We start from the raw sequence: 25,447 nt of genomic DNA on the forward strand, positions 1-25,447 counted from the left end.
GCCCGGGGGTCTGGAAACGACATTTTGCTTCGAAAAAAATCGTCGTTCCTGTCATGGACGCCGGATGGGTGCTGGACTAACGTCGCCCCCGAACCAAGTGAAACCCTGATCAACAGGTGCGAGGTAAAACATGGATTATCACAGCCCCGCCAGTTTCGCCGAGGCTTCGGAACTGGCTGTGAATGCGACGGGCATTACGCGTTTCCTGGCTGGCGGAACGGACGTGCTGGTACAGTTGCGTTCGGATTTCGTGACGCCGGATACGCTGATCGACATCAAGAAAATCAAGGGGGTGCAGGACATTACCCGCCAGGATGACGGCAGCTGGACGCTGGGTGTTGCGGTCTCGGGTGCCGAGATGAGCGAGCATCCGCAGCTTGGGCGGGACTGGCCCGGGCTGGTCGAAGGGATGGATCTGATCGGGTCGACCCAGGTGCAGGGGCGCGCGACGCTGACCGGCAATCTGTGCAACGCCTCGCCCGCCGCCGATTCCGTGCCGGGCATGGTGGCGGCCGGTGTGACCGTGACGGTGACGGGCCCGAACGGGGATCGCGAGGTTGCGGTCGAAGACGTCCCGACCGGTCCAGGCAGGACGTCGCTGGCCAAGGGCGAGGTGATTTCGGCCGTGCATATCCCGGCGCGGGGGGCAAATGGCGGCGATGCCTATCTGCGGTTCATTCCGCGTACCGAGATGGATATCGCGGTGGTCGGTGTCGGCGTGAACCTGCGGCTCGATGGCGACACCGTTACCGAGGCGCGCGTTGCACTGGGCGCGGTTGCGCCGACGGTTCTGCTGGTCGAGGACTGTGCAAAGGCCATCATCGGCACCACGCTGGATGACGCCGCGCTGGAGGCGCTGGCGGCGGCGGCATCCGCGGCCTGCAATCCGATCGACGACAAGCGCGGCACCATCGCGTTCCGCACCGAGGTCGCCGGCGTGCTGGCCAAGCGCGCTGCCAAGATCGCCTATGCCCGTGCCAAGGGAGAATGAGCCATGAGCAAGATCCACGTATCAACCACCGTCAACGGCGATGCGGTCGAGTTTCTGTGCGACCCGCGTGAAACCCTGCTGGACTGTCTGCGCGACAAGCTGAACCTGACCGGCGCGAAAGAGGGTTGCGGCACCGGCGATTGCGGTGCCTGTTCGGTCACCGTCGATGGTCGGCTGGTCTGTTCCTGCCTGATGCTGGGGGCCGAGGCCGAAGGCAAGGAGATCGGCACCGTCGAAGGCATCGCCGATGGCGACGTTCTGCACCCGCTGCAGAAGAAGTTCATCGAATATGCCGCCCTGCAATGCGGCGTCTGCACGCCGGGGATTCTGGTGGCCGCGAAATCGCTGCTGGAAAAGAACCCCGACCCGACCGAGGAAGAGACGCGGTACTGGCTGGCGGGAAATCTGTGCCGGTGCACCGGCTATGACAAGATCATTCGCGCCGTGATGGATACGGCGGCCGAAATGCGGGAGGCTTCGTGATGGCGCTTGACGATCGCAAGACCGATTTCAGATTTGTGGGCACACGGCCCGACCGCCCGGACGGGCTGGACAAGGTGACGGGCCGCGCCAAGTTCGGGGCGGATGCCCAGGCGCCCGGCATGCTGCATGGCGCCATCCTGCGCTCGCCGCATGCGCATGCGCGGATTGTGAAGATCGACACGTCGAAGGCCGAGGCGCTGAAAGACGTGAAAGCGGTGGTCACGCGCGCCGATTTCTCGGACAAGCCCGAGTTCAAGCCGGGGCTTGAGGGCGAGTTCTGGAATGTGCTGGAAAACGTCATGGCGGGAGACAGGGCGCTGTATGACGGGCATGCGGTGGCGGCGGTGGCTGCGACCTCGACGCTGGCAGCGCGCGATGCGCTGAAGCTGATCGAGGTGGAATACGAGGTGCTGCCCCACGTCACCGACGTGGACAAGGCGATGGCATCCGATGCGCCGGTGATCCGCGAGGGGGCTGCCGATTACTCGGTGCCAGAGGGGATGCACCCGAACGTCGTGCGCTATCACGAAAGCGGTCACGGCGATGTCGAGGCCGGATTTGCCGAGGCGGATCTGGTGGTCGAGGACCATTTCGAAACCGAAGCGACACACCAGGGTTATATCGAGCCGCATGCCTGTCTGGCCACATTGGGCAATGACGGCAAAGGTGAGCTGTGGTGCTGCACCCAGGGGCATTGGTACGTGCAGAAATACTGTGCCGCACTGCTGGGTATCGAGACGTCGCAATTGCGCGTCACGGCCTCGGAAATCGGTGGCGGCTTTGGCGGCAAGACCACGGTGTTCATCGAACCGGTGGCGCTGGCGCTGAGCCGCAAGGCCAACCGTCCGGTCAAGCTGGTGATGAACCGGTCGGAGGTGTTCCGGGCCACCGGGCCGACCTCGTCGGCGTCGATGGACATCAAGATCGGGATGAAGAAGGACGGAACCATCACTGCCGCGCAAGGCATTTTCCGCCTGCAGGGCGGCGCCTTTCCGGGTGCGCCGGCCGAATTCACTGCGATGTGTGCCTTTGCGCCTTACAACCTGACCAATGTGCGGCAGGTGGGCTATGACGTGCTGGCCAACCGCCCGAAACAGGCGGCCTATCGCGCGCCGGGCGCGCCGATGGGGGCGTTTGCGGTTGAATCGGTGATCGACGAGCTGTGCAACAAGCTGGGTCTGGACCCGGTCGAGGTGCGCCTGAAGAACGCCGCGCACGAAGGCACCAAGGCCAGCTATGGCCCGCGCTACGACCGCATCGGGCTTGTCGAGACACTGGAAGCCGCCAAGGCGCATCCGCATTATTCGGCGCCGCTGAAGCCGGGGCAGGGGCGCGGCATCGCCTGCGGGTTCTGGTTCAACCACGGGGGCGAGACCAGCGTGTCGCTGGCGCTGAGCGAGGATGGATCGGCGCAGGTGATGGTGGGTACGCCGGATATTGGCGGGTCGCGCGCATCGATGGCGCTGATGGCGTCCGAGGTGCTGGGCATCCCTTACGAAAACGTTCGCGTGACGGTCGCAGACACCGCGACGCTGGGGTACAATGACATCAGTCACGGCAGCCGCGTGACCTATGCCTCGGGTCTGGCAACCATCAAGGCGGCGCGCAATGCCGTCGAGAAACTGTGTGAACGCGCGGCGGCCAAGTGGGGTATCCCGGTCGATGCGGTGAAATGGGAGAACGGCTGTGCCGTGCCGTCGGGGCCGAATGCTGGTGATTTCGATCCGCTGCCGCTGGCCGAAATAACCGCCGACATGGGCGCGACAGGCGGTCCGATCTCGGGCCATTTCGAGGCCACGCCCGAAGGTGCGGGGGTATCGTTCGGCACCCATATCGTCGATGCCGAGGTCGATCCCGAGACCGGCAAGACCTGTGTCACGCGCTATACGGTCATTCAGGATGCGGGCAAGGCGATCCATCCGACCTATGTCGAAGGTCAGTATCAGGGCGGCGCGGCGCAAGGTATCGGCTGGGCGCTGAACGAAGAGTATATCTATGGCCAGGACGGTCGCCTGCAGAACTCGATCTTCCTTGATTATCGTATCCCGGTGGCCAGCGACCTGCCGATGATCGACACGGTGATCGTCGAGGTGCCCAACCCCGGTCACCCGTTCGGTGTGCGGGGCGTGGGGGAAACCGGAATCGTGCCGCCGCTGGCTGCGATCGCGAATGCCGTATCGAACGCAGCGGGTGTTCGCATGCGCCGCCTGCCCATGTCGCCGCCGCGGATTCTGGCGGCGCTCAAGGGCGATGGTTGAGGTCAACCTCTGGTCTGGTCTCCGGTCTTTGACCGGGGGCCAGCAGGTGGTCGAGGTCGAGGCCTCGGACACCGGCGAGTTGCTGCGCGAACTGGTGCGCGCCTATCCTTCGCTGAAAGGCCCCATCGATGCGGGCGTGTCGGTGGCAATCAACGGTCGGATCATTGCCGGTGGCCTGACCGAGCCGATCCCGGACGGGGCCGAGGTTTACCTGATGCAACGGCTTCGGGGCGGTTAGCCCTGCGCCAGTTCCTGTGGCAAACCGCCTTTGACCGGCAGAATGGATATCGCCTGAAGATCCGGCGTCGCCACTATCAGAGGGGCACGTCGTCATAATCGCGGGACTGGCGGAACGGCGTGTCTTTGATCGTTTCTTCCGTCGCCTTGGACATCATCGTGAAAAGGCGCGCAGCCTCGTCGGTATATTGCTCCATCGCGGTCTTGAAGAACTCCGACTGGACCTTCACCAGATCCGCCGGGGTCTTGCAGGCCAGCAGAGCCTTTTGCGTTTCAAAGTCCTGTTGCAGGCGATCCGTCACGAACCGCGTGCTTTCGGACATGATGTCCATCCAGGCTTTGGCCGCGGTCTGATTGACACCCATCAAGCCAAGAGTCATCGCGGGCGCGGTTGCGTCCAGGTCTGCATCCGTATTCTTCGATTTTGCCATGGCCTTGCTCCTGTATCAGACTGAGTATCGGGTTGTTTCGTCGCCGCCTGCGCGAAACCCGATGCTTGTCCATAGCTGGTTTGAGCTTGCCGGTCCTTGATCTGGATCGTGCGGGGTCACAAAAACTGCTGGATCACCGCCAGCCTATCCTGTCAGATCTGTCCCGCAGTTGGGCGCGCACATCTTCAATCCCGTGAGGCGGGCGTTTGTTTTCAATAAGTTAGGATGGTGCTGCCGGAGAGATTTGAACTCTCGACCTCTCCCTTACCAAGGGAGTGCTCTACCCCTGAGCTACGGCAGCGCGGTGAGCGGGTGATTAGACGCAAACGAAACGCGGCGCAAGGGTGTCTGGACGGTTTTTTTTACCTCCTGTAGAGAAAGGTCATGTCAGACGAAAATTCACCAAAAAAACACGGCAAATCCGAATCTGCGCGCGAGGACAGGCTGAAGGCGGCACTGAAGGCCAACCTGGCAAGGCGCAAGGCGCAGGCGCGCGCGCGCGCGACGACGGATGACAAGGCCGGTGAGGAAAAGGAATAAGAGCAGATGGATTCGATTCTCGTTACCGGCAATGGCCCGCTGAATGGCCAGATACCCATTGCAGGGGCCAAGAATGCGTGCCTCACGCTGATGCCGGCGACGCTGCTCAGCGATGAACCGCTGACGTTGACCAATGCGCCACGGCTGAGCGACATCAAGACGATGACGACGCTGCTGCAATCGCTGGGGGCCGAGGTGTCGCTGTTGCAGGACGGGCAGGTTCTGGCGATGTCGAGCCATGATCTGACCAGTCACACGGCGGATTATGATATCGTGCGCAAGATGCGTGCGTCGAACCTTGTGCTGGGGCCGTTGCTGGCCCGGTTTGGCCAGGCCGTTGTGTCGCTGCCCGGCGGCTGCGCCATCGGTGCGCGCCCGATGGATTTGCATGTCGAGGCGCTGGAGGCGCTGGGAGCCGAGATCGAGTTGAAGGACGGGTATCTGCACGCCAGCGCGCCGGGCGGGTTGAAGGGCGCGGTGCATGAGATGCGGTTCGCTTCGGTGGGCGCGACCGAGAACATGGTGATGGCGGCCACGCTGGCGAAGGGCACTACGGTGCTGAAGAACGCCGCGCGCGAACCCGAGATCGTCGATCTGGTGCGTTGCCTGCGCAAGATGGGCGCCCAGATCGAGGGTGAGGGCACGTCGACCATCGAAATTCAGGGTGTGGAGCGGCTGCATGGCGCCACGCATCAGGTTGTCACCGACCGGATCGAGCTGGGCACCTATATGCTGGCACCCGCAATCTGCGGCGGCGAAGTCGAGCTTCTGGGCGGACGGATCGAGCTTGTGGGCTCGTTCGTCGAAAAACTGGATGCGGCTGGGATCGCGGTGGAAGAGACCGAGAAGGGCCTCAAGGTGGCGCGCCGCAACGGCAGGGTCAACGCCGTTGACGTGGTGACGGAACCTTTCCCCGGGTTTCCGACAGATCTGCAGGCGCAGATGATGGCGCTGATGTGCACCGCCGAGGGGACCTCGGTTCTGGAGGAGCGGATTTTCGAGAATCGCTTCATGCATGCGCCTGAACTGATGCGCATGGGTGCCCAGATCGACGTGCATGGCGGCACCGCGACGGTGACCGGGGTCGAACGGTTGAAAGGCGCGCCGGTGATGGCGACCGATCTGCGGGCGTCGGTCTCGCTGATTCTGGCCGGTCTGGCCGCCGAGGGAGAAACCGTGGTCAGCCGGGTCTATCATCTGGATCGCGGATATGAGCATGTGGTGCGCAAGCTGGAAGGCGTCGGCGCGCGGATAGAACGGATCAAGGGCCAATGACGGACGCAAAATTCGAAGAGGGGCGCGAAACCCCGCTGAACCTCGGAGCCGAGGATGTCGACGATCTGAAGGTGATCGCCACACTGACGCAGGACGCGGTGTTTCCTGTTACGGAACTGTCCTGGCGCCCGTCGGAACAACGCTTTGCCCTACTGCTGAACCGGTTCCGCTGGGAGGATCGCGAGGCCGCCGAACGGCGCGGGCGCGCGTTCGAGCGGGTTCAGTCGCTGCTGGTGTTCGATTCGGTATTGTCAGTGGCAAGCCAGGGGATCGACCGGTCGGACAAGGACATGATCCTGTCGCTGCTGTCGGTCGAGTTCGAGCCGTCCGGAGACGAGGCGGGGCAGATCCTGCTGACGTTGGCCGGAGACGGGGCGATACGGTTGAATGTCGAGGCGCTCGACGCCCGTCTGAAAGACGTGACCCGGCCCTATCGCGCCCCCTCGGGGCAGGCCCCGCACCACCCCGAATAGTGCAGAACAAGCGCGGCATATCGCAGGCGATGTCCCCAACTGCATCGGGGATCGCCTTGCGGCGGGCCACGGTTTTTGATGTTTTTGATATCAGCCGCATTCTGGTGCAATCGATCACCCTGCTGTGCCGCGACGATCACCGCGACGATCCCAGGGCGCTGGCTGAATGGACCTCGGGCAAGACCGCGCAGGACATTCGAAAATGGCTGGACGGCGATGCCGAGTTCTGGCTGGCGGAGTGGAACGGACAGCCCGGCGGGGTTGGCGCGATATCGTCCGGCGGCGAGGTGTTGCTGCTTTATGTTGCGCCGTCGGCGATCGGGCAGGGAATTGGCGCCGCGTTGTTGGACCGGCTTGAGGATCGCTTGCGGGATGCGGGGCACCAAACCGGATTTCTGGTCGGCACCACCACGGCCCGTGCGTTCTACGAGGCACGGGGCTGGCGTGGGGACGGGGCGGCGCAATGTGGCCCGGCGGCCTCTTGTCAGGCGATGACCAAGCAACTTTGATCACGCGGCACTGGCACAAATCGCTGCACCCCCGCGGCTGAGGCTTGAGACCGCCGCGCCGCGGCGATATGCACCCTGCAAAACGCCCGGAGGTCCAGCCATGCCCCAATTCCTCGACACCACGTCGCCCGATTTCGATGCCGCGTTTGCGGCGCTGCTGGCCGCCAAGCGCGAAGACAGCCCGGATGTGGACGAAGTGGTTGCCGCGATCATTGCAGATGTACGGGAGCGGGGCGATGCAGCGGTGATCGAACTGACCGAGCGGTTCGACCGTATCGCACTGACCCCGGAAAGCCTGCGGTTTTCCCCGCAAGAGATTGTGCGGGCGACTGGCCAGGTTACGACGGAAGAGCGCGAGGCGCTGGAACTGGCGGCCGAGCGCATCCGGGCCTATCACGAACGGCAGATGCCGCAGGATGAGGAATGGACCGATGCGGCGGGCGCGACGCTGGGCTGGCGCTGGTCGGCAGTGTCGGCGGCGGGGCTATATGTGCCGGGCGGTCTGGCCTCCTATCCGTCATCGGTGCTGATGAATGCGATTCCGGCCAAGGTGGCGGGGGTGGAACGGCTGGCGATTGCGGTGCCGACGCCGGATGGGCAGGTAAATCCGCTGGTTCTGTTGGCGGCGCAACTGTCCGGGGTGGACGAGATTTACCGGATAGGTGGGGCGCAGGCGATTGCGGCGCTGGCCTATGGGACTGATGCGGTCAGGCCGGTTGACAAGATCACCGGCCCGGGCAACGCCTTTGTCGCCGCCGCCAAGCGCCGCGTCTTTGGCAAGGTCGGCATCGACATGATCGCGGGACCGTCCGAGATTCTGGTGATTGCCGACAAGGACAATAACCCCGACTGGATCGCGCTGGACCTGCTGAGCCAGGCCGAACATGACGAGAGCGCGCAGTCGATCCTGATCACCGATGATGCGGGTTTTGGCCAAGCGGTGGCGGAAGCGGTGGGAAAACGCCTTGAGACACTGGAGCGCCGCGCCATTGCCGGGCCAAGCTGGCGGGATTTCGGAGCGGTTATCACGGTGCGCGACATGGACGAAGCTGCGGCGCTGTCCAATCGTATCGCGCCCGAGCATCTGGAATTGTGCGTGGCCGATCCGGACGCGCTGAGCCAAAAGACCATCCACGCAGGCGCCATTTTCCTGGGCCAGTACACGCCCGAAGCGATCGGCGATTATGTGGGCGGGCCGAACCATGTGCTGCCGACCGCGCGTTCGGCCCGGTTTTCCTCGGGCCTGTCGGTGATCGACTTTCTCAAGCGCAGCACCATCAGCAAGATGTCCCCCGAGGCCCTGCGCGCCATCGGCCCGGCAGCAGAGCGGCTGGCGATTTCGGAGAGCCTGGAGGCGCACGGGTTGTCGGTGCGGGCGCGGCTGGACCGTCTGAACAGTTGAGACCGAAGGACAGATCCGCGCGGTATCCTGTGGCCCATGGGAACGGGGCGACACACAGTTGCCCCCAATAGCACGTTGTTGTACCCCTGCCGGAACGCAGTTTTTTCCGAGCACCGAAAGTATGAGTCACATAAGCCATATCGAACTGGACGATCGCAACCTTCCCGCGCCGACGCCGGAGATCGAGCAGGAGCGCAAGGTGGCGATTTTCGACCTGCTTGAGGAAAACAGTTTCGACCTGCCCCAACGGGATGACCGGGTCATTCCGGATGGTCCCTATCGGTTGCAACTGTCCATTCGCGACAAGCGGCTGGTCTTTGACATCGAAACCGAAGACAACCAGAAAGCCGCCGAGTTTCATCTGTCGCTTGGCCCGTTCCGGCAGGTCGTGAAAGACTATTTCCAGATCTGCGAAAGTTATTTCAACGCAGTGAAAACGATGCCGCCCAGTCAGATCGAAACCATCGACATGGCGCGGCGCGGCATCCACAACGAAGGCAGCCGTGTGTTGCAGGAGCGGCTTGAGGGAAAAGCCGAGATCGACACCGACACCGCGCGCCGCCTGTTCACCCTGATCTGCGTTCTGCATTTTGGGGGCTGACGCGTGAAGCCGTTGCCGCACTCGGTGCTGTTTTGCTGCGACCACAACGCGGTGCGGTCACCAATGGCCGAAGGCATCATGAAGAAGTTCTACGGCACCGGCACCTATGTGCAGTCGGCCGGGGTCAAAAGTGATATGGATGTTGACGGGTTCTGCATCTCGGTCTGCCAGGAAATCGACGTCGAACTGTCGCGCCACCGTACGCGCACCTTTGACGAGATGCAGGAATGGGGCGATGATCTGGGGTCTTTTGACCTGGTCATCGCGCTGTCGCCTGCGAGTCAGCGGCGGGCGCTGGAACTCACCCGATATTATCACCTCGATGTCGATTATTGGCCAATAATGGACCCTACTGGGCTCGGCGAGACGCGGGAAGAGAAGTTACATCATTATCGTCAAACCCGCGATCAAATCATCCAGCACCTCAAGGAGCGCTGGGGAGAGCCTACGGAGATTACATGAACGACACCGTCAAACGCTATTTCGATGCCTTCAATGCCGGGGACGTCGACGGAATGCTTGCCTGCCTGTCCGATGACGTGGCCCATCACGTGAACGAAGGGCAGATCCGCGAGGGCAAGGAAAAGTTCGCCGCGTTCTGCGCCCATATGAACCGCTGCTATAAAGAAAACCTGACCGACATGGTGATTTTCGAGGCCGATGGTGGCACCCGTGCGGCGGCGGAATTCATCGTCAATGGCACCTATCTGGAGACCGATGACGGGTTGCCTGAGGCGCATGGCCAGAGCTATCGCTTGCCCGCCGGGTCGTTCTTTGACCTGCGCGACGGCAAGATCACCCGCGTCACCACTTTCTACAATCTGGCCGATTGGATGAAACAGGTCTCGAATGGGTAAGGTCACGGATGTCCGGGCGCTGACCGGCGCAGCGCTGGAAGCGGCGCTGGACGATGTGGCGCGGTTGCGCATCGCGGTATTCCGGGCTTGGCCCTATCTCTACGACGGCGATCTGGCCTATGAGCGCGATTACCTGAAGGTCTATGTCGAAAGCGAGGGCGCCATCGTGGTTGGCGCCTTTGACGGAGGCAAGCTGGTCGGCGCTTCGACCGGCATGCCGTTGGCCGATCACGCCGATGATTTCGGCGCAGCCTTTGCCGATACCGGGCTGGACATGGGGCAGATCTTTTATTGCGCCGAATCCGTGTTGATCCCGGATTACCGGGGGCAGGGGATCGGCCACAGGTTCTTTGACTTGCGCGAAGCCCACGCCCGCGAATTGGGTTATGCCAAATGCGCCTTTTGTAGCGTGCAGCGCCCTGCCGATCACCCGATGCGGCCGGAAAGCTATCGCCCGCTTGACGCATTCTGGCGCGCGCGGGGGTACGAGCCATTGCCGGGGGCCGTTGCCCAATTCCCGTGGAAGGATCTGGGCGAAGAGGAAGAAACGTCGAAGCCGTTGCAATTCTGGATCCGGGATCTCTGATCCCGGCTGCGCGCCTTTGGACGCTTGTGGCGCACCATTCAACAACCGGTGCCGGATTTGACATTCAGTGACCGCTTGCCGGGCCAGAAAATCGTAGGGTCACTTTTGGGCCGTCCAAGCCAGAAAATGCCTAAAGCCTGTCGCAGTCAGATTTGGCAGTGATAGTGGAGACAGATCAAAGCTGTGTTCAGGGGGAAAACCTGTCGTCAAATTCGCTCATACAAATATGCAAAAATGTGTTACCTTTGAGTTTTCCAAAGGGGGGAAAGTCATGAAAAGATATGTGATTGAGCGCGATTTGCCGGGGGTTGGCGGCATGTCCGGCGACGAACTGGGCGGAGCGTCCGCCAAGTCGAACGAGGCGCTGGACCAGATACCGGGGGTGCAGTGGCAGCACTCGTATGTCGCGGGCGACAAGACATTCTGTATCTATCTGGCCGAAAATGAGGACGCGATTCACAAGCACGCGGAACTCAGCGGTTTCCCGGCCAGCAAGATCACCGAGGTCGTGACCATCATCGACCCGACAACCGCCCGCTAATCGGGTCTGTACATGGCGCGGCGTCCCCGCATAAGGTCGCACGACCTTCGCAGCCGGGGACGCCGATATGAAACTTGCAACCGCCGCCTATCCGCTCGATTGGCTCGATAGCTGGGCCCAGTACGAGGACAAGCTGAACCGTTGGGTGGCCGAGGCTGCCGGAAACGGGGCCAAGCTGTTGGTGTTTCCCGAATATGGCGCGATGGAGCTTTCGACTCTGGACGGGCCGGAGGTTGCCGGAGATCTGGAGAAATCGATCCATGCAGTTTCGGATCGGATGGAGGACGCGGCTGTCCTGCACCAGAATCTCGCGCGGGAGTACGGGGTCCATATTCTTGGGACTTCGGCCCCGGTGAATGCGGGATTTGACAGGCCCGTCAACCGGGCCGAGTTCTACACCCCGACGGGTGGGCGAGACCATCAGGACAAGCAGATCATGACCCGGTTCGAACGCGAACACTGGAATGTTGTTGCGGGCGGGCCGCTCAAGCTGTTCGATACCGCGCTGGGCAAGATCGGTGTTCTGATCTGTTATGACAGCGAATTCCCGCTTTTGGGCAGGGCACTGGCCGAGGCCGATCTGATCCTGGTGCCATCCTGCACCGAGGCGCTGTCGGGCTATTGGCGTGTCCGCATCGGCGCGATGGCCCGGGCACTGGAAAATCAATGCGTTACGGTCATGGCTTCTCTGGTCGGCTGCAACGACTGGTCCGAGGCGGTGGATATGAACACCGGGACGGGCGGCATCTTTGGTCCGCCGGATATTGGGTTCCCCGAAACGGGTGTTCTGGCCGAGGGCGGGCTGAACCAGCCCGGCTGGACCTATGCCGAGGTGGACCTTGGGGCGATTGCCCATGTGCGTGCAGATGGTCGGGTGCTGAACCGGGCCCACTGGGCCGAGCAGGAACCCCGCGTCTTATCCGTCACAAACTGTGGCATCTAGGCAATTCGGCCCTTGAATTAAGGGGAAAATGCGCTCATTTAGGCGCACGTCCCGTAGATTCTGCGGGTGCAACGTATTTAAGGAGAGAACATGGCCAAGGAAGATACGCTCGAATTTCCCGGTGTCGTGAAGGAACTCCTGCCGAATGCGACGTTTCGGGTCGAGCTGGAAAACGGCCATGAGATCATCGCACATACGGCAGGCAAGATGCGCAAGAACCGCATCCGCGTTCTGGCCGGCGACAAGGTGCAGGTCGAGATGACCCCTTACGATCTGACCAAGGGTCGGATCAACTATCGTTTCAAGTAACGCCAGCCTTATGGCGTTCATCCTGGGATCGGGCAGTCCGCGACGGCTGGACCTGCTGGCTCAGCTTGGCGTGCGGCCCGACAAGATATCCCCTCCAGACATTGACGAAACGCCCCATAAAGGCGAGTTGCCGCGGCCTTATTGCGCCCGGATCGCCCGGGAAAAGGTGCAGGCGGTGCAGGCCGGGGACAGCGACGTTGTCTTGTGCGCCGACACCACCGTAGCGTTGGGGCGCCGCATTCTGGGCAAGCCGTTGGATGCGGCCGAGGCCGCCAAGTTTCTTTATGCCCTGTCGGGCCGTCGCCACCAAGTGATCACCGCCGTCGCCGTGCGGCGCGGCGATGACCTTTGGGCGCGGGAGGTGGTCAGCCAGGTCAAGGTCAAGCGGCTGTCGGATGTGGAAATCAATTCCTATCTCGCCAGCGGCGACTGGGAGGGTAAGGCCGGTGCCTATGCCATTCAGGGACCTGCGGGTGCCTTCATCCCGTGGATAAGCGGGTCGTTCACCGGTATCGTCGGCCTGCCGTTGGCGGAGACGTCGGGTTTGTTGCAGGCGGCAGGTTTGCCGCTGTATCAGGAGGTGTCATGAAAGGCCGCACAATCATTCTGGACCACATAGACGACCGCGAGGCGGCGGCGCTGATGGTGGATGGCAGGCTGGATGATTTCCTGATCGAAGGCGACGCGCCTGCGCCCGGAACTATCTATCGCGCCCGCGCGGACCGGCCCGTGAAAGGGCAGGGCGGCATGTTTTTGTCGACCCCAGACGGCCCGGCCTTTTTGCGGCAGGTCAAGGGCCTGGCGCCCGATGCGCAACTGCTGGTGCAGGTCACCGGCTATGCCGAGCCGGGCAAGGCGATCCCGGTCACGTCCCGGCTGCTGTTCAAGAGCCGCTATGCCATCGTCACGCCGGATGCGCCGGGTTTCAACATCTCGCGCAACATCCGCGACGAGGACCTGCGCGACAGGTTGCTGGAAATTGCCCATGAACACATGGGCGACAGCGCGTACGGGCTGATCCTGCGGTCGTGCTGCGACGGAGCCGAAGCGGAAGCAATCGCCGAGGATATCGCCGCCATGGCGGAATTGGCGGACAAGGTATTGAGCGACCAGGGGGATGCGCCTGAGATCCTTGCCGAAGGCGACGGCCCGCATACCCTTGCCTGGCGCGATTGGACCGAAACGGCCGAGGTGGTGACGCAACCTGGCGGGTTCGAGGTTCATGGCGTGCTGGATGCGCTGGATACGGCCCGAGCGATTGCCGAGCCGCTTGCAGGTGGCGGGCAACTGTTTATCCAGCCAACCCGCGCGCTGGTCGCCGTGGATGTGAATACCGGGTCTGACACGTCCCTGGCGGCAGGTCAGAAGGCCAATTTCGCATGCGCCAAGATCCTGCCACGCGCGCTGCGGGTGCGCGGCCTGGGCGGTCAGATCACGCTGGACCTCGCCCCCATGCCGAAGAAGGACCGGCGCGGGTTCGAGGCCGCTTTGCGCGCGGCCTTCAGGCAAGACAGCGAGGAAACGATTCTGGCTGGATGGACCCCGCTGGGCCATTTCGAGTTGCAGCGCAAACGCGGGAGAATTCCCTTGGCGGAGGTGCTGAAATGAGCTGTCCGATCTGTGGTGACAAGACGACGACAACCTACCGCCCTTTCTGCTCGAAACGCTGTGCGGATCTGGATCTGGCCAAGTGGCTGAACGGCTCATACAGCTTGCCGTCCGAACGTGAGGACGACGTGGAAGAGGCGGTCGAACCTCGCACTTCACCGTCCGAACGCCCGCATTAAAAAATGTCAAAAAGCCTCTGGACACCGCCTGTGGCAAGTCATAGAAGGCCTCCACCCAACGGCAAACACCGTTCCCGTGCCCGGGTAGCTCAGGGGTAGAGCAGTGGATTGAAAATCCTCGTGTCGGTGGTTCGATTCCGCCCCCGGGCACCATATCACTTACCCAAGAGTTTAAATTCTAACCTAATCACAAGGTTATCTGGGTTTTTTGATTTGTTGCCCACTCGAACCAACCGCAGCGAGTGGATTAAATTGTTGCCCATTCGTTGCTCAATTGAAGATTTTCAATCTGAGAAAGGATGAGCAACAAATGCCCTTAACACCTGAAATCATTGAAACATTTCAGCCTACAGAAAAGCGGTACCGTAAGTCCGACGGAAAAGGACTTTTCTTGGAGATTTCTCCAAACGGTTCAAAGACGTGGAAGCGAGAATGAAGTCAAAGCGGAAGCACATTGTACCTTTGGCTGATCAAACCAGAGAGTTGTTGAGTTGGTTGCGCCCGTACACTTGTGAAAGCGAGTGGATTTTTCCTCAACGTCATAATTTGAAACGGGCAATGTCTGATGGAACGCTCAATGCTGCTTTGAGGCGTATGGGGTATGTTTCAAGCGAACATGTGCCTCACGGATTTCGCACTACTGCTTCTACCATTCTTAATGAAAACAACTGGAATCCAGACTGGATAGAAGCGCAGCTCGCACACGTGCAAACGAGCGTGATAATGCAACTTAACCTCCTTCTGTTGTTGCTCTTTTGTTGCCCTTAGTTTTTCGGTCTCCTTAAGTGTTTGAGCCAAGGCACTAAGGCGACCCGCCCCCGGGCACCATTTAAATCGAGCAGAGTCAATTAGTTGTATTCGCTGTTAGCGAATGAGCACCCGACCCAAATCTTCTTGGGTATCATTCGGGTATCAATCTCGGCATGCCACTTGTGGAGCCTTGCGACCCGTAAGAAGCATATGCGCGTTTCCGCTTCTTTCTGGTTAAAAAATACCCCGGGGTGAATTGCCCGAAGGGCAAGAGGGGCTGCGCCCTTGCCCGTTCAGGCCGCCTTGGCTTCGGCGTCGCGTACGACCTGACCCAGGCGCTTGGTCATGAATTCCATGAAAAGGCGCGTTTTGGGATCCTGGTGACGGCGGTGCGTGTAAAGGCAAGCCATCTGCACCGGAACGGGCGGGTTATCCTGCGCAACCGGTATCAGCCGACCCGCTTTCAGATGCTCGGCGATCTCAAAGACGGGTTTCATCGCGATCCCCTGTCCTGACAGCGCCCAATCGGTCAATACGTCGCCGTCGTCGCATTCGAACCGGCCCGAAACCGCAAAGCGCCGTGGCCCGTCAGATGTCTGCAGCAACCACTGGAATTCCGTCGCCCCCGGAAAACGCAGATTCAGGCATTCGTGCTTTTCCGAGATCAGCGCGGCACCGTTTGCGGGGTTGCCGCGACGTTTGAGGTAGTCGGGTGCAGCGCACAACACCCGCTGGCAATCTGCGATCTTGCGGATGCGCAAGTTGCTGTCCTCGGGCTGGCCGATAAAAAAGGCCAGATCCAGACCTTCGGTGGTCAGATCGATTGTCCGATCCGTCAATCGCAGCCGTACATCGATCTCGGGATACTCCGACAGGAACTCCGGCACCTGTGGTGCCAGCAGTCGTCGACCGACCCCGAGAGGTGCCGCAACGAAAAGCGAGCCGCGTGGCGCTTCGGTCAGGTGCATGACCTGAGCTTCGGCCTGGTTCACCGATTCAAGGACAGCTACCGCGCCGGGATAGAAGGCCCGCCCTTGTTCGGTGGCGGTCAGGTTGCGCGTCGTGCGCTGGAAAAGACGCACGCCCAGATGATCCTCCAATTGGGAAATCCGGGCCGAGGTCACCGCCGGTGAAATGCGCAGGTCACGCCCGGCGGCGGACATGCTGCCCAGTTCATAGACCCGGACGAAAGTGCGGATATTATCGAGATAGGACATCTTTTCGGAAATTTTTGATACAGCTTGGCAATTAACAGGAATACCGAATAAATCAGCATTTGCCTAGTCTGGCGTCAACAAATCGGAGAATTTGCCATGTATGACTATGTCGCGTTCTGGGACTGGGCCGCTTTCGCAGTGCGCTGGCTGCACGTGATCACCGCCATTGCCTGGATCGGATCATCCTTTTATTTCATTGCTCTGGACCTCGGCCTGCGCAAGGCGCCCGACCTGCCGCCCGGTGCGCACGGTGAGGAGTGGCAGGTTCATGGCGGCGGTTTCTATCACATCCGAAAGTTTCTGGTGGCCCCTGAGCAGATGCCCGACCATCTGACCTGGTTCAAATGGGAAAGCTATTCCACCTGGCTCAGCGGGGCCGCGCTTTTGATGCTGGTCTATTGGGCCGGGGCCGAGCTTTATCTGATCGACACCGCCAAGGCCGATCTGGCGGTCTGGCAGGCAGTCCTGATCTCTGCCGCCTCGCTGACCATCGGCTGGCTGGTTTACGATTTCCTTTGCAAATCCGGTCTTGGCGAACGCCCGACCCTGCTGATGGTTCTGCTGTTTGTGCTGCTGGTGATCATGGGCTGGGGTTACAACCAGATCTTCACCGGCCGCGCCATGATGCTGCATCTGGGCGCATTCACTGCCACGATCATGACCGCCAACGTGTTCTTCATCATCATGCCGAACCAGCGCATCGTGGTGGACGACCTGAAAAACGGCCGCACCCCCGATCCGAAATACGGCAAAATCGCCAAGCTTCGGTCGACCCACAACAACTATCTGACCTTGCCGGTCGTGTTCCTGATGTTGTCGAACCACAATCCTTTGGCCTTCGCATCCGAGTATAACTGGATCATCGCAGCGCTCGTCTTCCTGATGGGGGTCACGATCCGGCATTACTTCAACACCACCCATGCCCGCGCAGGAAACCCCACCTGGACCTGGCTGGTCACGGCGCTGCTGTTCCTTGCCATCATGTGGCTGTCTACCGCCGCGCCCGTATACCAGCCGCTGGATGACGAAGAGGCACAGGCACTGACCCCTTACGAGCAGCGTTTTGCCGCTGCGGACGGGTTCAGCGAGGCGCATGACGTGGTGCTGGGCCGCTGTTCGATGTGCCATTCGCGCGAGCCAGTCTGGGAAGGTATCCTGTGGGCGCCCAAAGGCGTGTTGCTGGAAACCGAGGCTGACATAGCCCGAAACGCCAAGGCGATTTATCTGCAAGCGGGTCTCAGTCATGCCATGCCGCCCGCAAACGTCACCTTCATGGAACCCGAAGACCGTTCCGCCATCGTGCGCTGGTTCCGAGCCGCCGGCGGGTAATCCCGCACCCACCGCGATCAGGTGGGCATCCGGGCCCAGGCCCCGAAGGCCAGAAAGTCCACCGCGATGGTGTCGGTCCCGTCGATCTCGTCGCTGAGCCGTTGATCGAGAGTTTCAATATCAACCTCTTCTTCGGTGGCGACCCCGTATTCGATCATCTTGGGCAGCATGACCCGCGTCATCATGGCCCAGGAATACGACGACCCCGGCGTGTCGATGATCGCTTCGGCCAGAAGGTTCGGCTTCCTCAACCCGGCGGCCCGAAAGGCCGAATAGAGTTTGTACCCAATGCTGGTCTCTGCGCCTGATCGCCGGAATGTTTCCCATAACCAGCCACTGACCTTTTCACGCAACGGCAATCGGGGATGGCCCATGGCGGGAACCGACAGGTCGTGCTCGTGAAAGGCAACGATGCCGCCGGGGCGGACTTGAGGTAAAACCGCCCTGAGTGCTGCGGGAACATCCGGCTGATACATCAGGACGAGTCGCCCCACCAGCGCGTCGAATTGTGTATCGCCACCATCCACCTCACGGAAATCGGCGGCCCGAAACGTTACGTTCCCGAGTTTCATTGAATCAGCCCTGCTTCTGGCGGCGGCTATCGAGTTTTCTTCCCGATCCACGCCAAGAACCGATCCCTCGGGTCCCACAATCTCGCGTACCAGCATCGACACGTCACCCGCGCCACAGCCGATGTCCAGCACGTTCATTCCGGGACCAATCCCCGCCTGCAGAAACAGCCGTCTGGTGAACGGGTCGATGAAATCGGATTGGCTTTTCAATCGAAGATGTTCGTCCTGCGTCGCCCCAAGAACATAGTCCGGGTCGGTCTTGTTGAGTTCAGCCACGCTCCCCCCTTTCCGAGGCACTTGCAAAGCCTCGATGTGATGTCAGTCTATCACATATCGTCAGTTCCATGACCGACAGGGGCAGTCACTGGTGCTTCTTGCCATATCGCCGATGATTGTCGAACCCGGTTCATTGCGCCGTCGCGGCCAATTTCCCTTTTCATCGCTGGCTTCAAGTGCTCTAACTATCGGAAATAGAGCGGTGGGACTTCCATACCGCAAAGACTTTCTCAGGCAGGTTCGAGCGTTCGGGGGCCAGGCAATGAAGTTCAACAGACCGTGGATTGCCCTGAAATCCGGGCTGATCACGATCTGCGCTTTGGCGCTTCCCGACCTTGCTTTTGCCCTTGACACCACCCTGACCGCGCCCGGCGCCTCGAAAGAGCTGCGCAAGCGGATCGAGGAGACCTCATCGGTCCTGACCGCCGAGGCGCGCGGGCTGGATACGCCGATCGAACTGTTGTCCGCCGCGCTGTCCGACTATCGCACCCTGGTACAGATCCTTTATGACGAGGGCTTTTTCAGCCCGGTTGTCAATATCCGGCTGGATGGGCGTGAGGCGGCGGACATCGATCCGTTGAACACGCCCAATCAGGTCAACCGGATCGACATCGCGGTGCAGACCGGCCCCCCCTTCCGTTTTGGTTCCGCCGAAATCGGCCCACTTGCGGATGGCACAGTCCTGCCAGACGAGTACAAGCCGGGTGGCGCAGCTTCGACCGGCGTGATTCAAGACGCCGCCACAGGCGGAGTGCGCGCGTGGAAAAACGACGGCCACGCCAAGGCCAGCGTCGGTGGACAACGGGTCATTGCCCGCCATTCCGAGGCCCGGCTGGATTCGGATATCGAATTGCTGCCCGGACCGAAACTGACCTTTGGCCAGATGTTCATTCATGGCAAAAGCGACGTTCGCCCCGAAGCCATCGAGAAAATTGCCGGCTTTCCAACCGGCGAGGTGTTTTCACCCGCACAGGTGCAAAAGGTCGGCACCCGCCTTCGGCGCACCGGAGCCTTCAGCGTCGTATCCCTGCAGGAAAACGAAGACCCCAACCCTGACGGCACGCTTGATTTCGATGCCGCATTCGAAGACATGCCCAAACGGCGCTTCACCTTTGGGGGCGAGATATCCTCGAACCAGGGGATCGACGTCAGTACCACGTGGATGCACCGCAACCTCTTCGGCAATGCCGAACGCTTCCGGTTCGAAGCCAGCGTGCGCAACATTGGCGGAACCGAGGACATCGATGGACGCATTGGCCTGCGTCTGGATGAACCGGCGCGGCTGGGTCCGGATGACAGCACATTCTACATCGCGCAGTTGGAACGTCGGAACAGGACGCATTACAACGTGACACTGGGCCAGTTGGGCTATGGTGCGCGCCGCACCTTTTCTGACCGGCTCTATGCCGAAGCCTGGCTTGGACTGCACTATTCCGATTCCGACGACGCTTATGGCGACGGCCGCAAATTCCGCTACTTCATCCTTCCCTTCCGGTCAGAATGGGACCAGCGCGATAGCAGGGTCAGCGCCACAAAGGGGTTCTATCTGGATGCGCAGGTGATGCCTTTTGCAGGGTTTTCCGGGGCGCAATCGGGGATGCGTGTCTATGCTGATGGCCGGGGTTACTGGGATCTTGGCACCGGCGGCGCGCTGGTGCTGGCGGGCCGGGTGCAGATCGGTTCGGTGATGGGACCGTCGGCGGATGCCGTGACCCCCGACTTTCTGTTCTTTTCGGGTGGCGCGGGCACCGTGCGCGGGCAGCCTTTCGAAAGTCTCGGCATTCCGGTCGGCAACGAGGTCGCGGGCGGGCGCGCGTTCCTGGGCCTGTCCGCCGAAGTGCGCGGGCGAGTCACCGAAAACCTGTCGCTGGTCGGCTTCTATGATTTCGGCGCGGTGGACAGCAACGCCTTTGCAACCGGCAACACCAACTCTCATTCCGGAGCCGGTATTGGTGTACGCTATGACATCGGCGGTTTCGGTCCGCTCAGATTCGACCTGGCTTATCCGGTGTCCGGCGATACCGGCGAGGGGCTGCAATTCTATATCGGGATCGGACAGGCGTTTTGAAGCACACACTGGCATATCCCCTTGTCATCGCCTGTGTTTTCGGCGTGGCCTCTCCTCTTGTCCGGGCCCAGTCGCAGGATCAGGCGGAAGAGGGTGAAGGCGGTCTGTTGGCCAACTTCCTGCAGGATACGTTGTCGACCGATTCCCGTTACATCAAGGTGCGCGGGCTCGAAGGCGCGCTCAGCTCCAAGGCGACGATCCAGCAGATCACGGTATCTGATGAGGACGGCGTCTGGCTGACCATCGACAATGCGGTGCTCGACTGGAACCGACTGGCGCTATTGCGAGGCCGTTTTTCGGTCAACGAACTGACGGCGGCGGAAATCAGCGTCGCGCGCGCGCCCGAACCCGTGCCCCCCGACCCGGAACTGCCCAGCCCCGAGGCCCAGCCCTTCCAGGTGCCGGAACTGCCGGTTTCGGTCGAGATCGGAAAGATCGGCATCGACAAGCTGGCATTGGGAGAGCCGCTGCTTGGGTTGGCCGCCGACCTGTCCCTGACAGGTGCCCTATCCCTCGCGGACGGTGAGTTGGATACCGATCTCGATATCACCCGGCTTGACCGGCCCGGTGACACGGCCAGCCTGACCGCCAGTTTCCAGAACGAAAACAACACCATCGGCCTGGATCTGAAAATCGTAGAAGATCAAGGCGGCCTGATCTCGAAAGCTCTGAAAATCCCCGGCGAACCGCCGCTGCTTGTTACCGCCAAAGGCGACGGCCCGGTGACGGATTTCACCGCCGATCTTGGCCTGACCAGCGATGACACCCAACGGATCGCAGGGCAGGTCCGGTTGCGCGGTCTCGGCGCAACGGCAACGGATGACTCTTCGGGTATCCGCTTTACCGCCGATATCGGTGGTGACGTCACACCATTGTTGGCCGAGGAGTTCGACCCGTTCTTCGGCACCGAAACCCGCCTGTTCGTTGATGGACGTACCAAAGCTGAAGGCGCGTTCGACATCCCCGAGTTTGAAGTGACAACCGAAGCATTGCATTTGTCCGGCGAACTCAGCCTTGCTGCGGGCGGCAAGCTGAACAAAGCCGCACTACAGGGGCGGATCACCCCGCCCGGCACTCAACCGGTCGTCCTGCCGATTGCCGAACCACGCACCACACTGGACGCGGCACAGCTTTCCCTGCTTTACGATGCCGCCAACGGTGACCTCTGGGATCTGAGCTTGACCGCACGCGATCTGCAGACACCCGAGCTGAAACTGGGTCGCGCACGCCTTACCGCGCAAGGCACATTCTCGCAGGGCGACGTGCCCGAACTCGATGGCGACCTTCAGGCCCTGCTTGACGGCATCGCCTTCTCGGACCCCAGCCTTCAGGATGCTATCGGCAACCGCATCACGCTGGATGGCCTGTTCGGGCTGACCGGAGAGCAGAGCCTCAAGCTTTCGAATTTCGAACTGTTCGGGTCTGATTACACGCTGTCAGTGGACACGGTCATTGACGGGTTGAACTCCGGCTTCGAGATGGACGGATCGGCAGCATTGACCGCATCGGATCTGTCGCGATTCTCGGGCCTCGCAAATATGGATCTGGCGGGTGAAGTTATTGCCAGACTGGCTGGCACGGGATCACCCCTGGGCGGCAGCTTTGACGGCCAGTTGGAAATGCAAGGCCGCAACCTCGCCACGGGTCGTGCCGACATCGACCCTCTGATCATTGGCGAGACAACCATTGCTCTGGACGCAGTGCGCGATAGCCAGGGTCTGACCATCCGCAAGGCAACGCTGGCTGGCACGGCGTTAAGGGCAGAAGCGGCGGCCAAAGTCTCGCAACCCGATGGCAAACTGACCGTTGACGGGAATGCTAGGGTCAACGCTCCGGACCTGTCGGTGTTCTCGGCACTGGCCGGGTATGATCTGGGCGGCGCGGTGGACGCTTCGGTCACGGGCAAGGGTACGCCCGAAACGCTTGAATTCGATGGTAAGGCCGAAATCACCGGCCAGAACCTGAAAACCGGCCTGACCGAGATCGACCCGGTAATTGCCGGTCAGACCCTCATCTCGCTGGACGCCGCGCGAACGGGCGATCAGATCGTCGTTCGCAAGGCCGTCGTCAATGCCGACGCTCTGGACGCTGACGTGGTTGCAACCGTAACCGACCCGACCGGGGTCATGTCTGTCGAGGGTCAGGCCCAACTCGACGCGCCTGATCTTTCGGTTTTTTCAGGTCTTGCGGGGTTTGATCTGGGGGGCTCCATCACCGCCGATGCGCAGGGCAGCGCAACCGTGAAATCCCTCCTGTTCGATCTGAAACTCGACGTTAAGGCCAGCGATCTGAAAACCGGCATCGAAAAAGCGGACGCGCTGATCGAGGGCCGAACGACGCTGACCATGGACGCCTCCCGTGATGCGCAAGGTTTGGACATTCGCACCTTCGATCTGGACGGCACCGCGCTCAGCGCCAGCGCGAGGGGCGATCTGCGTGAAGAAAATGGCAGCCTCACGGTGGAGGCTGCGCTGGACAATCTCGCCCGGGTTTCTTCGACCATCACCGGCCCGCTGACCCTCAATGGGGATGTCACGCCAACCGGCAAAGGCATAAAGGGCGACATTCGCCTCACTGGCCCCGACACCTCCTTTGCCCATCTGGTCGGCACGGCGGAAACAAAGGGGGACGCAGATTTCGATTTTGACGCCCGCCTCGACCGGATCGAGCGGTTCTTGCCGGAATTTCCCGGTTCTGCCACTGCCAAGGGCAACGCCAAGCGCAAGAATGGCGTCTGGACAGTCGATGCCAGCGCCGCCGGCCCGGCCAATATCGAAACCAAGGTCGCGGGCACGTTTGACGAAGGTACCGGCCTGGCCGACATGTCGGCGACAGGCGGCGTCAATATCGGCATCGCCAACCGGTTCATCACGCCGAACAAGATCGCGGGTTCGGCCCGATACGATCTGGCCCTCAAAGGTAACCCCGGGCTTGACGCGTTGTCGGGAACGATTTCCACATCGGGCACCACATTCGCCATTCCCAATGCGGGGCAAACACTCACCAACATTGGCGGCACTGTCACACTGGCCAGCAGCCGTGCAACCCTCGCACTGAACGGTCAGGGGCGGAACGGCGGTGGCTTTTCCGTCTCGGGGCCGGTATCGCTCAATCCGCCCTTCGACGGACAGATCTCCACCTCGATCAACCAGTTTGTTCTGACAGACAAGCTGCTTTACGAAACCACCCTGAACGGTCAGATCGTGATGTCGGGGCCATTGGCCGGCAACAGCGCTCTGGCCGGGCAGATTGAGTTTGGCGAAACCAACATCAACCTCGCCGCCGCCTCGGGTGCGGTGGGTGCGGCCCCGATCCCGCCGATGCAGCATGTCGGCGAAAGCGGCCCTGTCTATGCCACGCTGGAGCGCGCCAATCTGATCAAAACCGGCAACGGACAGGACAAAAGCTCTCGCATTTCATTGGATATCAGCCTGAACGCACCAAACCGCGTGTTTGTGCGCGGGCGCGGTGTGAACGCGGAACTGGGCGGCAAACTCCATATCGGCGGCTCCACAGCCAAGGTCGTGCCATCCGGCCAAATCGAACTGATCCGCGGCACCTTTGACATTCTGGCCAGACGCCTGAACCTGACCAAGGGGCTGGTCACCCTTCAGGGCAACCTGACCCCCTATCTGGAATTCGCCTCGACCGCGACCACATCCGACGGCACCGCCACCATCGAGATTTCCGGCCCCCTGAACGCCCCCGAGATCGAAGTCTATGCAGACCCGGAACGTCCCGCCGAGGAGGCCTTGGCAATGCTACTCTTTGGTAACGAATTCTCGCAGCTGTCACCTTTTGTGATTGCCCAGATGGCGGCCTCCCTGGCGCAACTCAGCGGTGTGGGCGGCGACGCCACCAAGGGTGTCCGTGAAAAGACCGGCCTCAGCAATATCGAACTGGCCCCGGCATCCGGCGGCGGCGGCTTGCTTGGCGCAGGCGGGTATCTGGGCGAAAACCTTTATACTGATTTCACCGTCAACACCCAGGGCGAAACCGAAGTGAATCTGAATCTCGACGTTACCGACAATTTGACCGTCCGTGGCACAGTGGACGGCAACGGCGAAACAGGGATCGGCGTATTTTTTGAGCGCGACTACTGAAGTCCGGAGCTTTGTCGTCGCTGCAGAGCGGTTGCGCAACAGTCACCCGCCGTTGTTGCGAAACTCGCGTTTGAGGCTTGAAGACCCTTACCCTGCCGACGTCATGCCACGCGTTTGATTTCGGCGGTTCATGAGGGCGATGCGGATGCGGATTTCTGCGATCTGGGTCTCTTGCCGCAATGCGCTCGCCAAAGGCCTTCAGGCAGCGCGTCCTCGCCTTAAGCGGTGGCCGAAGACCGCTGGGCATTCAGCTTGACTGCTTGAAGTTCCAGAGGAGGAAGTCGTCGATTTGGTTCTTTGGATGTCCTGCTGCGATGGCTTCGAGAGTGGCCTTGAGATAGGCGAATGGTCGAGACCGCCTGGAAACCCAGGCAAACGGAAATGCGGGCAGTTTCGTGGTGTCATTCGCGGTCACCTCTGGTCGGGGCAGCGATGGTGTCGCCGAGGCATTTGTCAGGTACCTGCCAACCGGGCAGGTCGCCTGGGTCCTTCAGGATGGTGCCGACCTGGACTCGATCATGATAAAGACAGCCGACGGGCTGTTTGATCTGTTGGCCTGATGTGATGAGGGATCAGGAGATGTTCATTCCATCATATCCTCAAGATTCTGGTCTGTGGTTGAAACGCGAGCATATCCGATGATCATAACCTATCATGACAAAAACCGATCCTATGCCCCAAACGTTTTTTCACGGGTTTTTGGAACGGCTAACACCTTGATCACTCGTGCGAAGATTGAGCGTGACAAAAACGACCGTATCTGGTTACTGATAGCCTATGATATCAAACTCACATTTTAGGGTCAGGACTCATAGCCAATAGATGACGGTTGCCGCTAGGGCGATGGCTGAAAGGAAGACCTTTGGGCATCTGTAGTAACGGGTTGCGACGCGCCGCCAATCCTTCAAC

General features: G+C 61.0%; 26 protein-coding genes, 2 tRNA genes and 3 pseudogenes. 25 read left to right on the forward strand and 6 right to left on the reverse strand.

The genetic code is table 11. The features are described 5' to 3' along the window. Positions 1 to 130: 130 nt before the first annotated feature. The 4 genes from ACR0LZ_RS18705 to ACR0LZ_RS18720 are packed head-to-tail and all read left to right on the forward strand — an operon-like array spanning position 131 to position 3,970. Positions 131 to 991: an FAD binding domain-containing protein gene (locus tag ACR0LZ_RS18705; protein ID WP_480751553.1), complete on the forward strand. Its 861-nt coding sequence runs from the start codon at positions 131 to 133 to the stop codon at positions 989 to 991. Positions 992 to 994: 3 nt separating this feature from the next. Next, the gene (locus tag ACR0LZ_RS18710) at positions 995 to 1,474 is read left to right on the forward strand and encodes a (2Fe-2S)-binding protein (protein ID WP_480751554.1); all 480 of its coding nucleotides are present in this window, start codon (positions 995 to 997) and stop codon (positions 1,472 to 1,474) included. Further along, positions 1,474 to 3,732: a xanthine dehydrogenase family protein molybdopterin-binding subunit gene (locus ACR0LZ_RS18715; protein WP_480751556.1), complete on the forward strand. Its 2,259-nt coding sequence runs from the start codon at positions 1,474 to 1,476 to the stop codon at positions 3,730 to 3,732. Before ACR0LZ_RS18710 ends, ACR0LZ_RS18715 begins: the two co-directional genes overlap by 1 nt. Then, positions 3,725 to 3,970, forward strand: a complete 246-nt coding sequence (locus tag ACR0LZ_RS18720; protein ID WP_480751558.1) for a MoaD/ThiS family protein — start codon at positions 3,725 to 3,727, stop codon at positions 3,968 to 3,970. The genes ACR0LZ_RS18715 and ACR0LZ_RS18720 overlap by 8 nt, the downstream gene beginning before the upstream one ends. A gap of 76 nt (positions 3,971 to 4,046) precedes the next feature. Here ACR0LZ_RS18720 and ACR0LZ_RS18725 read toward each other — a convergent pair whose 3' ends face one another. Together ACR0LZ_RS18725 and ACR0LZ_RS18730 are read right to left on the reverse strand one after the other, a co-directional pair. Continuing rightward, positions 4,047 to 4,400, reverse strand: coding sequence for a phasin family protein (locus ACR0LZ_RS18725; protein ID WP_480751559.1), 354 nt, complete (start codon positions 4,398 to 4,400; stop codon positions 4,047 to 4,049). 226 nt (positions 4,401 to 4,626) lie between these two features. After that, positions 4,627 to 4,701: transfer RNA gene (locus tag ACR0LZ_RS18730), tRNA-Thr, on the reverse strand. A gap of 83 nt (positions 4,702 to 4,784) precedes the next feature. Between ACR0LZ_RS18730 and ACR0LZ_RS18735 the strand changes: the two genes are divergently transcribed. The 17 genes and pseudogenes from ACR0LZ_RS18735 to ACR0LZ_RS18815 all read left to right on the forward strand — a co-directional run. Next, entirely contained in the window at positions 4,785 to 4,940 is a 156-nt protein-coding gene (locus ACR0LZ_RS18735; RefSeq protein WP_480751561.1) for a hypothetical protein, read from the forward strand. A gap of 6 nt (positions 4,941 to 4,946) precedes the next feature. Further along, complete coding sequence (murA, locus tag ACR0LZ_RS18740) at positions 4,947 to 6,215, forward strand: UDP-N-acetylglucosamine 1-carboxyvinyltransferase (RefSeq protein ID WP_480751562.1); 1,269 nt, start codon at positions 4,947 to 4,949, stop codon at positions 6,213 to 6,215. Continuing rightward, positions 6,212 to 6,688, forward strand: a complete 477-nt coding sequence (locus ACR0LZ_RS18745) for a DUF2948 family protein (protein ID WP_480751564.1) — start codon at positions 6,212 to 6,214, stop codon at positions 6,686 to 6,688. Before murA ends, ACR0LZ_RS18745 begins: the two co-directional genes overlap by 4 nt. Positions 6,689 to 6,717: 29 nt before the next feature. Next, positions 6,718 to 7,197, forward strand: coding sequence for a GNAT family N-acetyltransferase (locus ACR0LZ_RS18750; protein ID WP_480751565.1), 480 nt, complete (start codon positions 6,718 to 6,720; stop codon positions 7,195 to 7,197). A 100-nt stretch (positions 7,198 to 7,297) separates the two neighbouring features. After that, entirely contained in the window at positions 7,298 to 8,599 is a 1,302-nt protein-coding gene (hisD, locus tag ACR0LZ_RS18755) for a histidinol dehydrogenase (protein WP_480751567.1), read from the forward strand. A gap of 121 nt (positions 8,600 to 8,720) precedes the next feature. Further along, positions 8,721 to 9,200, forward strand: coding sequence for a UPF0262 family protein (locus tag ACR0LZ_RS18760; protein WP_480751568.1), 480 nt, complete (start codon positions 8,721 to 8,723; stop codon positions 9,198 to 9,200). A 3-nt stretch (positions 9,201 to 9,203) separates the two neighbouring features. Further along, a complete protein-coding gene (locus ACR0LZ_RS18765) occupies positions 9,204 to 9,662 on the forward strand; it encodes an arsenate-mycothiol transferase ArsC (protein WP_480751570.1) in 459 nt (152 codons plus the stop codon). Beyond that, positions 9,659 to 10,057: a ketosteroid isomerase-related protein gene (locus ACR0LZ_RS18770; protein WP_480751571.1), complete on the forward strand. Its 399-nt coding sequence runs from the start codon at positions 9,659 to 9,661 to the stop codon at positions 10,055 to 10,057. The genes ACR0LZ_RS18765 and ACR0LZ_RS18770 overlap by 4 nt, the downstream gene beginning before the upstream one ends. Further along, positions 10,050 to 10,643, forward strand: coding sequence for a GNAT family N-acetyltransferase (locus tag ACR0LZ_RS18775; RefSeq protein WP_480751572.1), 594 nt, complete (start codon positions 10,050 to 10,052; stop codon positions 10,641 to 10,643). Before ACR0LZ_RS18770 ends, ACR0LZ_RS18775 begins: the two co-directional genes overlap by 8 nt. Before the next feature lie 271 nt (positions 10,644 to 10,914). Further along, positions 10,915 to 11,184, forward strand: a complete 270-nt coding sequence (locus ACR0LZ_RS18780) for a DUF4242 domain-containing protein (RefSeq protein ID WP_480751573.1) — start codon at positions 10,915 to 10,917, stop codon at positions 11,182 to 11,184. Between the two features lie 67 nt (positions 11,185 to 11,251). Next, positions 11,252 to 12,127, forward strand: a complete 876-nt coding sequence (locus tag ACR0LZ_RS18785; RefSeq protein ID WP_480751575.1) for a carbon-nitrogen hydrolase family protein — start codon at positions 11,252 to 11,254, stop codon at positions 12,125 to 12,127. Positions 12,128 to 12,217: 90 nt separating this feature from the next. Continuing rightward, positions 12,218 to 12,436 (forward strand): translation initiation factor IF-1, encoded by a 219-nt coding sequence (infA, locus tag ACR0LZ_RS18790; RefSeq protein ID WP_005978431.1) that lies wholly within the window; start codon positions 12,218 to 12,220, stop codon positions 12,434 to 12,436. Between the two features lie 10 nt (positions 12,437 to 12,446). Next, on the forward strand, positions 12,447 to 13,025 hold the full coding sequence (locus tag ACR0LZ_RS18795; protein WP_480751576.1) for a Maf family protein: 579 nt from the start codon (positions 12,447 to 12,449) through the stop codon (positions 13,023 to 13,025). Continuing rightward, positions 13,022 to 14,044 (forward strand): ribonuclease E/G, encoded by a 1,023-nt coding sequence (locus ACR0LZ_RS18800; RefSeq protein ID WP_480751577.1) that lies wholly within the window; start codon positions 13,022 to 13,024, stop codon positions 14,042 to 14,044. Before ACR0LZ_RS18795 ends, ACR0LZ_RS18800 begins: the two co-directional genes overlap by 4 nt. Beyond that, positions 14,041 to 14,223: a DNA gyrase inhibitor YacG gene (locus ACR0LZ_RS18805; protein WP_480751578.1), complete on the forward strand. Its 183-nt coding sequence runs from the start codon at positions 14,041 to 14,043 to the stop codon at positions 14,221 to 14,223. Before ACR0LZ_RS18800 ends, ACR0LZ_RS18805 begins: the two co-directional genes overlap by 4 nt. 78 nt (positions 14,224 to 14,301) lie before the next feature. After that, positions 14,302 to 14,376: transfer RNA gene (locus ACR0LZ_RS18810), tRNA-Phe, on the forward strand. 255 nt (positions 14,377 to 14,631) lie between these two features. Continuing rightward, positions 14,632 to 14,991, forward strand: a pseudogene (locus tag ACR0LZ_RS18815) (tyrosine-type recombinase/integrase); the annotation flags it as partial. A gap of 275 nt (positions 14,992 to 15,266) precedes the next feature. On the opposite strand, the gene ACR0LZ_RS18820 reads toward ACR0LZ_RS18815, so the two are convergent. Next, entirely contained in the window at positions 15,267 to 16,190 is a 924-nt protein-coding gene (locus tag ACR0LZ_RS18820; RefSeq protein ID WP_480751580.1) for a LysR family transcriptional regulator, read from the reverse strand. 96 nt (positions 16,191 to 16,286) lie between these two features. On the opposite strand from ACR0LZ_RS18820, the gene ACR0LZ_RS18825 reads away from it, so the two are divergent. Next, positions 16,287 to 17,519, forward strand: coding sequence for a urate hydroxylase PuuD (locus ACR0LZ_RS18825; RefSeq protein WP_480751581.1), 1,233 nt, complete (start codon positions 16,287 to 16,289; stop codon positions 17,517 to 17,519). Between the two features lie 17 nt (positions 17,520 to 17,536). On the opposite strand, the gene ACR0LZ_RS18830 is transcribed toward ACR0LZ_RS18825, so the two are convergent. Further along, complete coding sequence (locus ACR0LZ_RS18830; RefSeq protein ID WP_480751582.1) at positions 17,537 to 18,367, reverse strand: class I SAM-dependent methyltransferase; 831 nt, start codon at positions 18,365 to 18,367, stop codon at positions 17,537 to 17,539. Between the two features lie 262 nt (positions 18,368 to 18,629). On the opposite strand from ACR0LZ_RS18830, the gene ACR0LZ_RS18835 reads away from it, so the two are divergent. Beyond that, positions 18,630 to 20,435 carry an autotransporter assembly complex protein TamA gene (locus tag ACR0LZ_RS18835; protein ID WP_480751584.1) on the forward strand — a complete coding sequence of 602 codons (1,806 nt, stop codon included), beginning with the start codon at positions 18,630 to 18,632 and terminating at the stop codon, positions 20,433 to 20,435. Next, a complete protein-coding gene (locus ACR0LZ_RS18840) occupies positions 20,432 to 24,538 on the forward strand; it encodes a translocation/assembly module TamB domain-containing protein (protein ID WP_480751585.1) in 4,107 nt (1,368 codons plus the stop codon). Before ACR0LZ_RS18835 ends, ACR0LZ_RS18840 begins: the two co-directional genes overlap by 4 nt. Positions 24,539 to 24,785: 247 nt before the next feature. Here ACR0LZ_RS18840 and ACR0LZ_RS18845 read toward each other — a convergent pair. Next, positions 24,786 to 24,887 (reverse strand): annotated as a pseudogene (locus ACR0LZ_RS18845) (transposase domain-containing protein); the annotation flags it as partial. A gap of 49 nt (positions 24,888 to 24,936) precedes the next feature. Between ACR0LZ_RS18845 and ACR0LZ_RS18850 the strand changes: the two are divergent. Next, positions 24,937 to 25,098, forward strand: a complete 162-nt coding sequence (locus ACR0LZ_RS18850) for a hypothetical protein (RefSeq protein WP_480751587.1) — start codon at positions 24,937 to 24,939, stop codon at positions 25,096 to 25,098. Between the two features lie 249 nt (positions 25,099 to 25,347). Here ACR0LZ_RS18850 and ACR0LZ_RS18855 read toward each other — a convergent pair. Next, positions 25,348 to 25,447 (reverse strand): annotated as a pseudogene (locus tag ACR0LZ_RS18855) (IS5/IS1182 family transposase); the annotation flags it as partial.

This window comes from Ruegeria sp. CI1 (genome assembly GCF_056536925.1).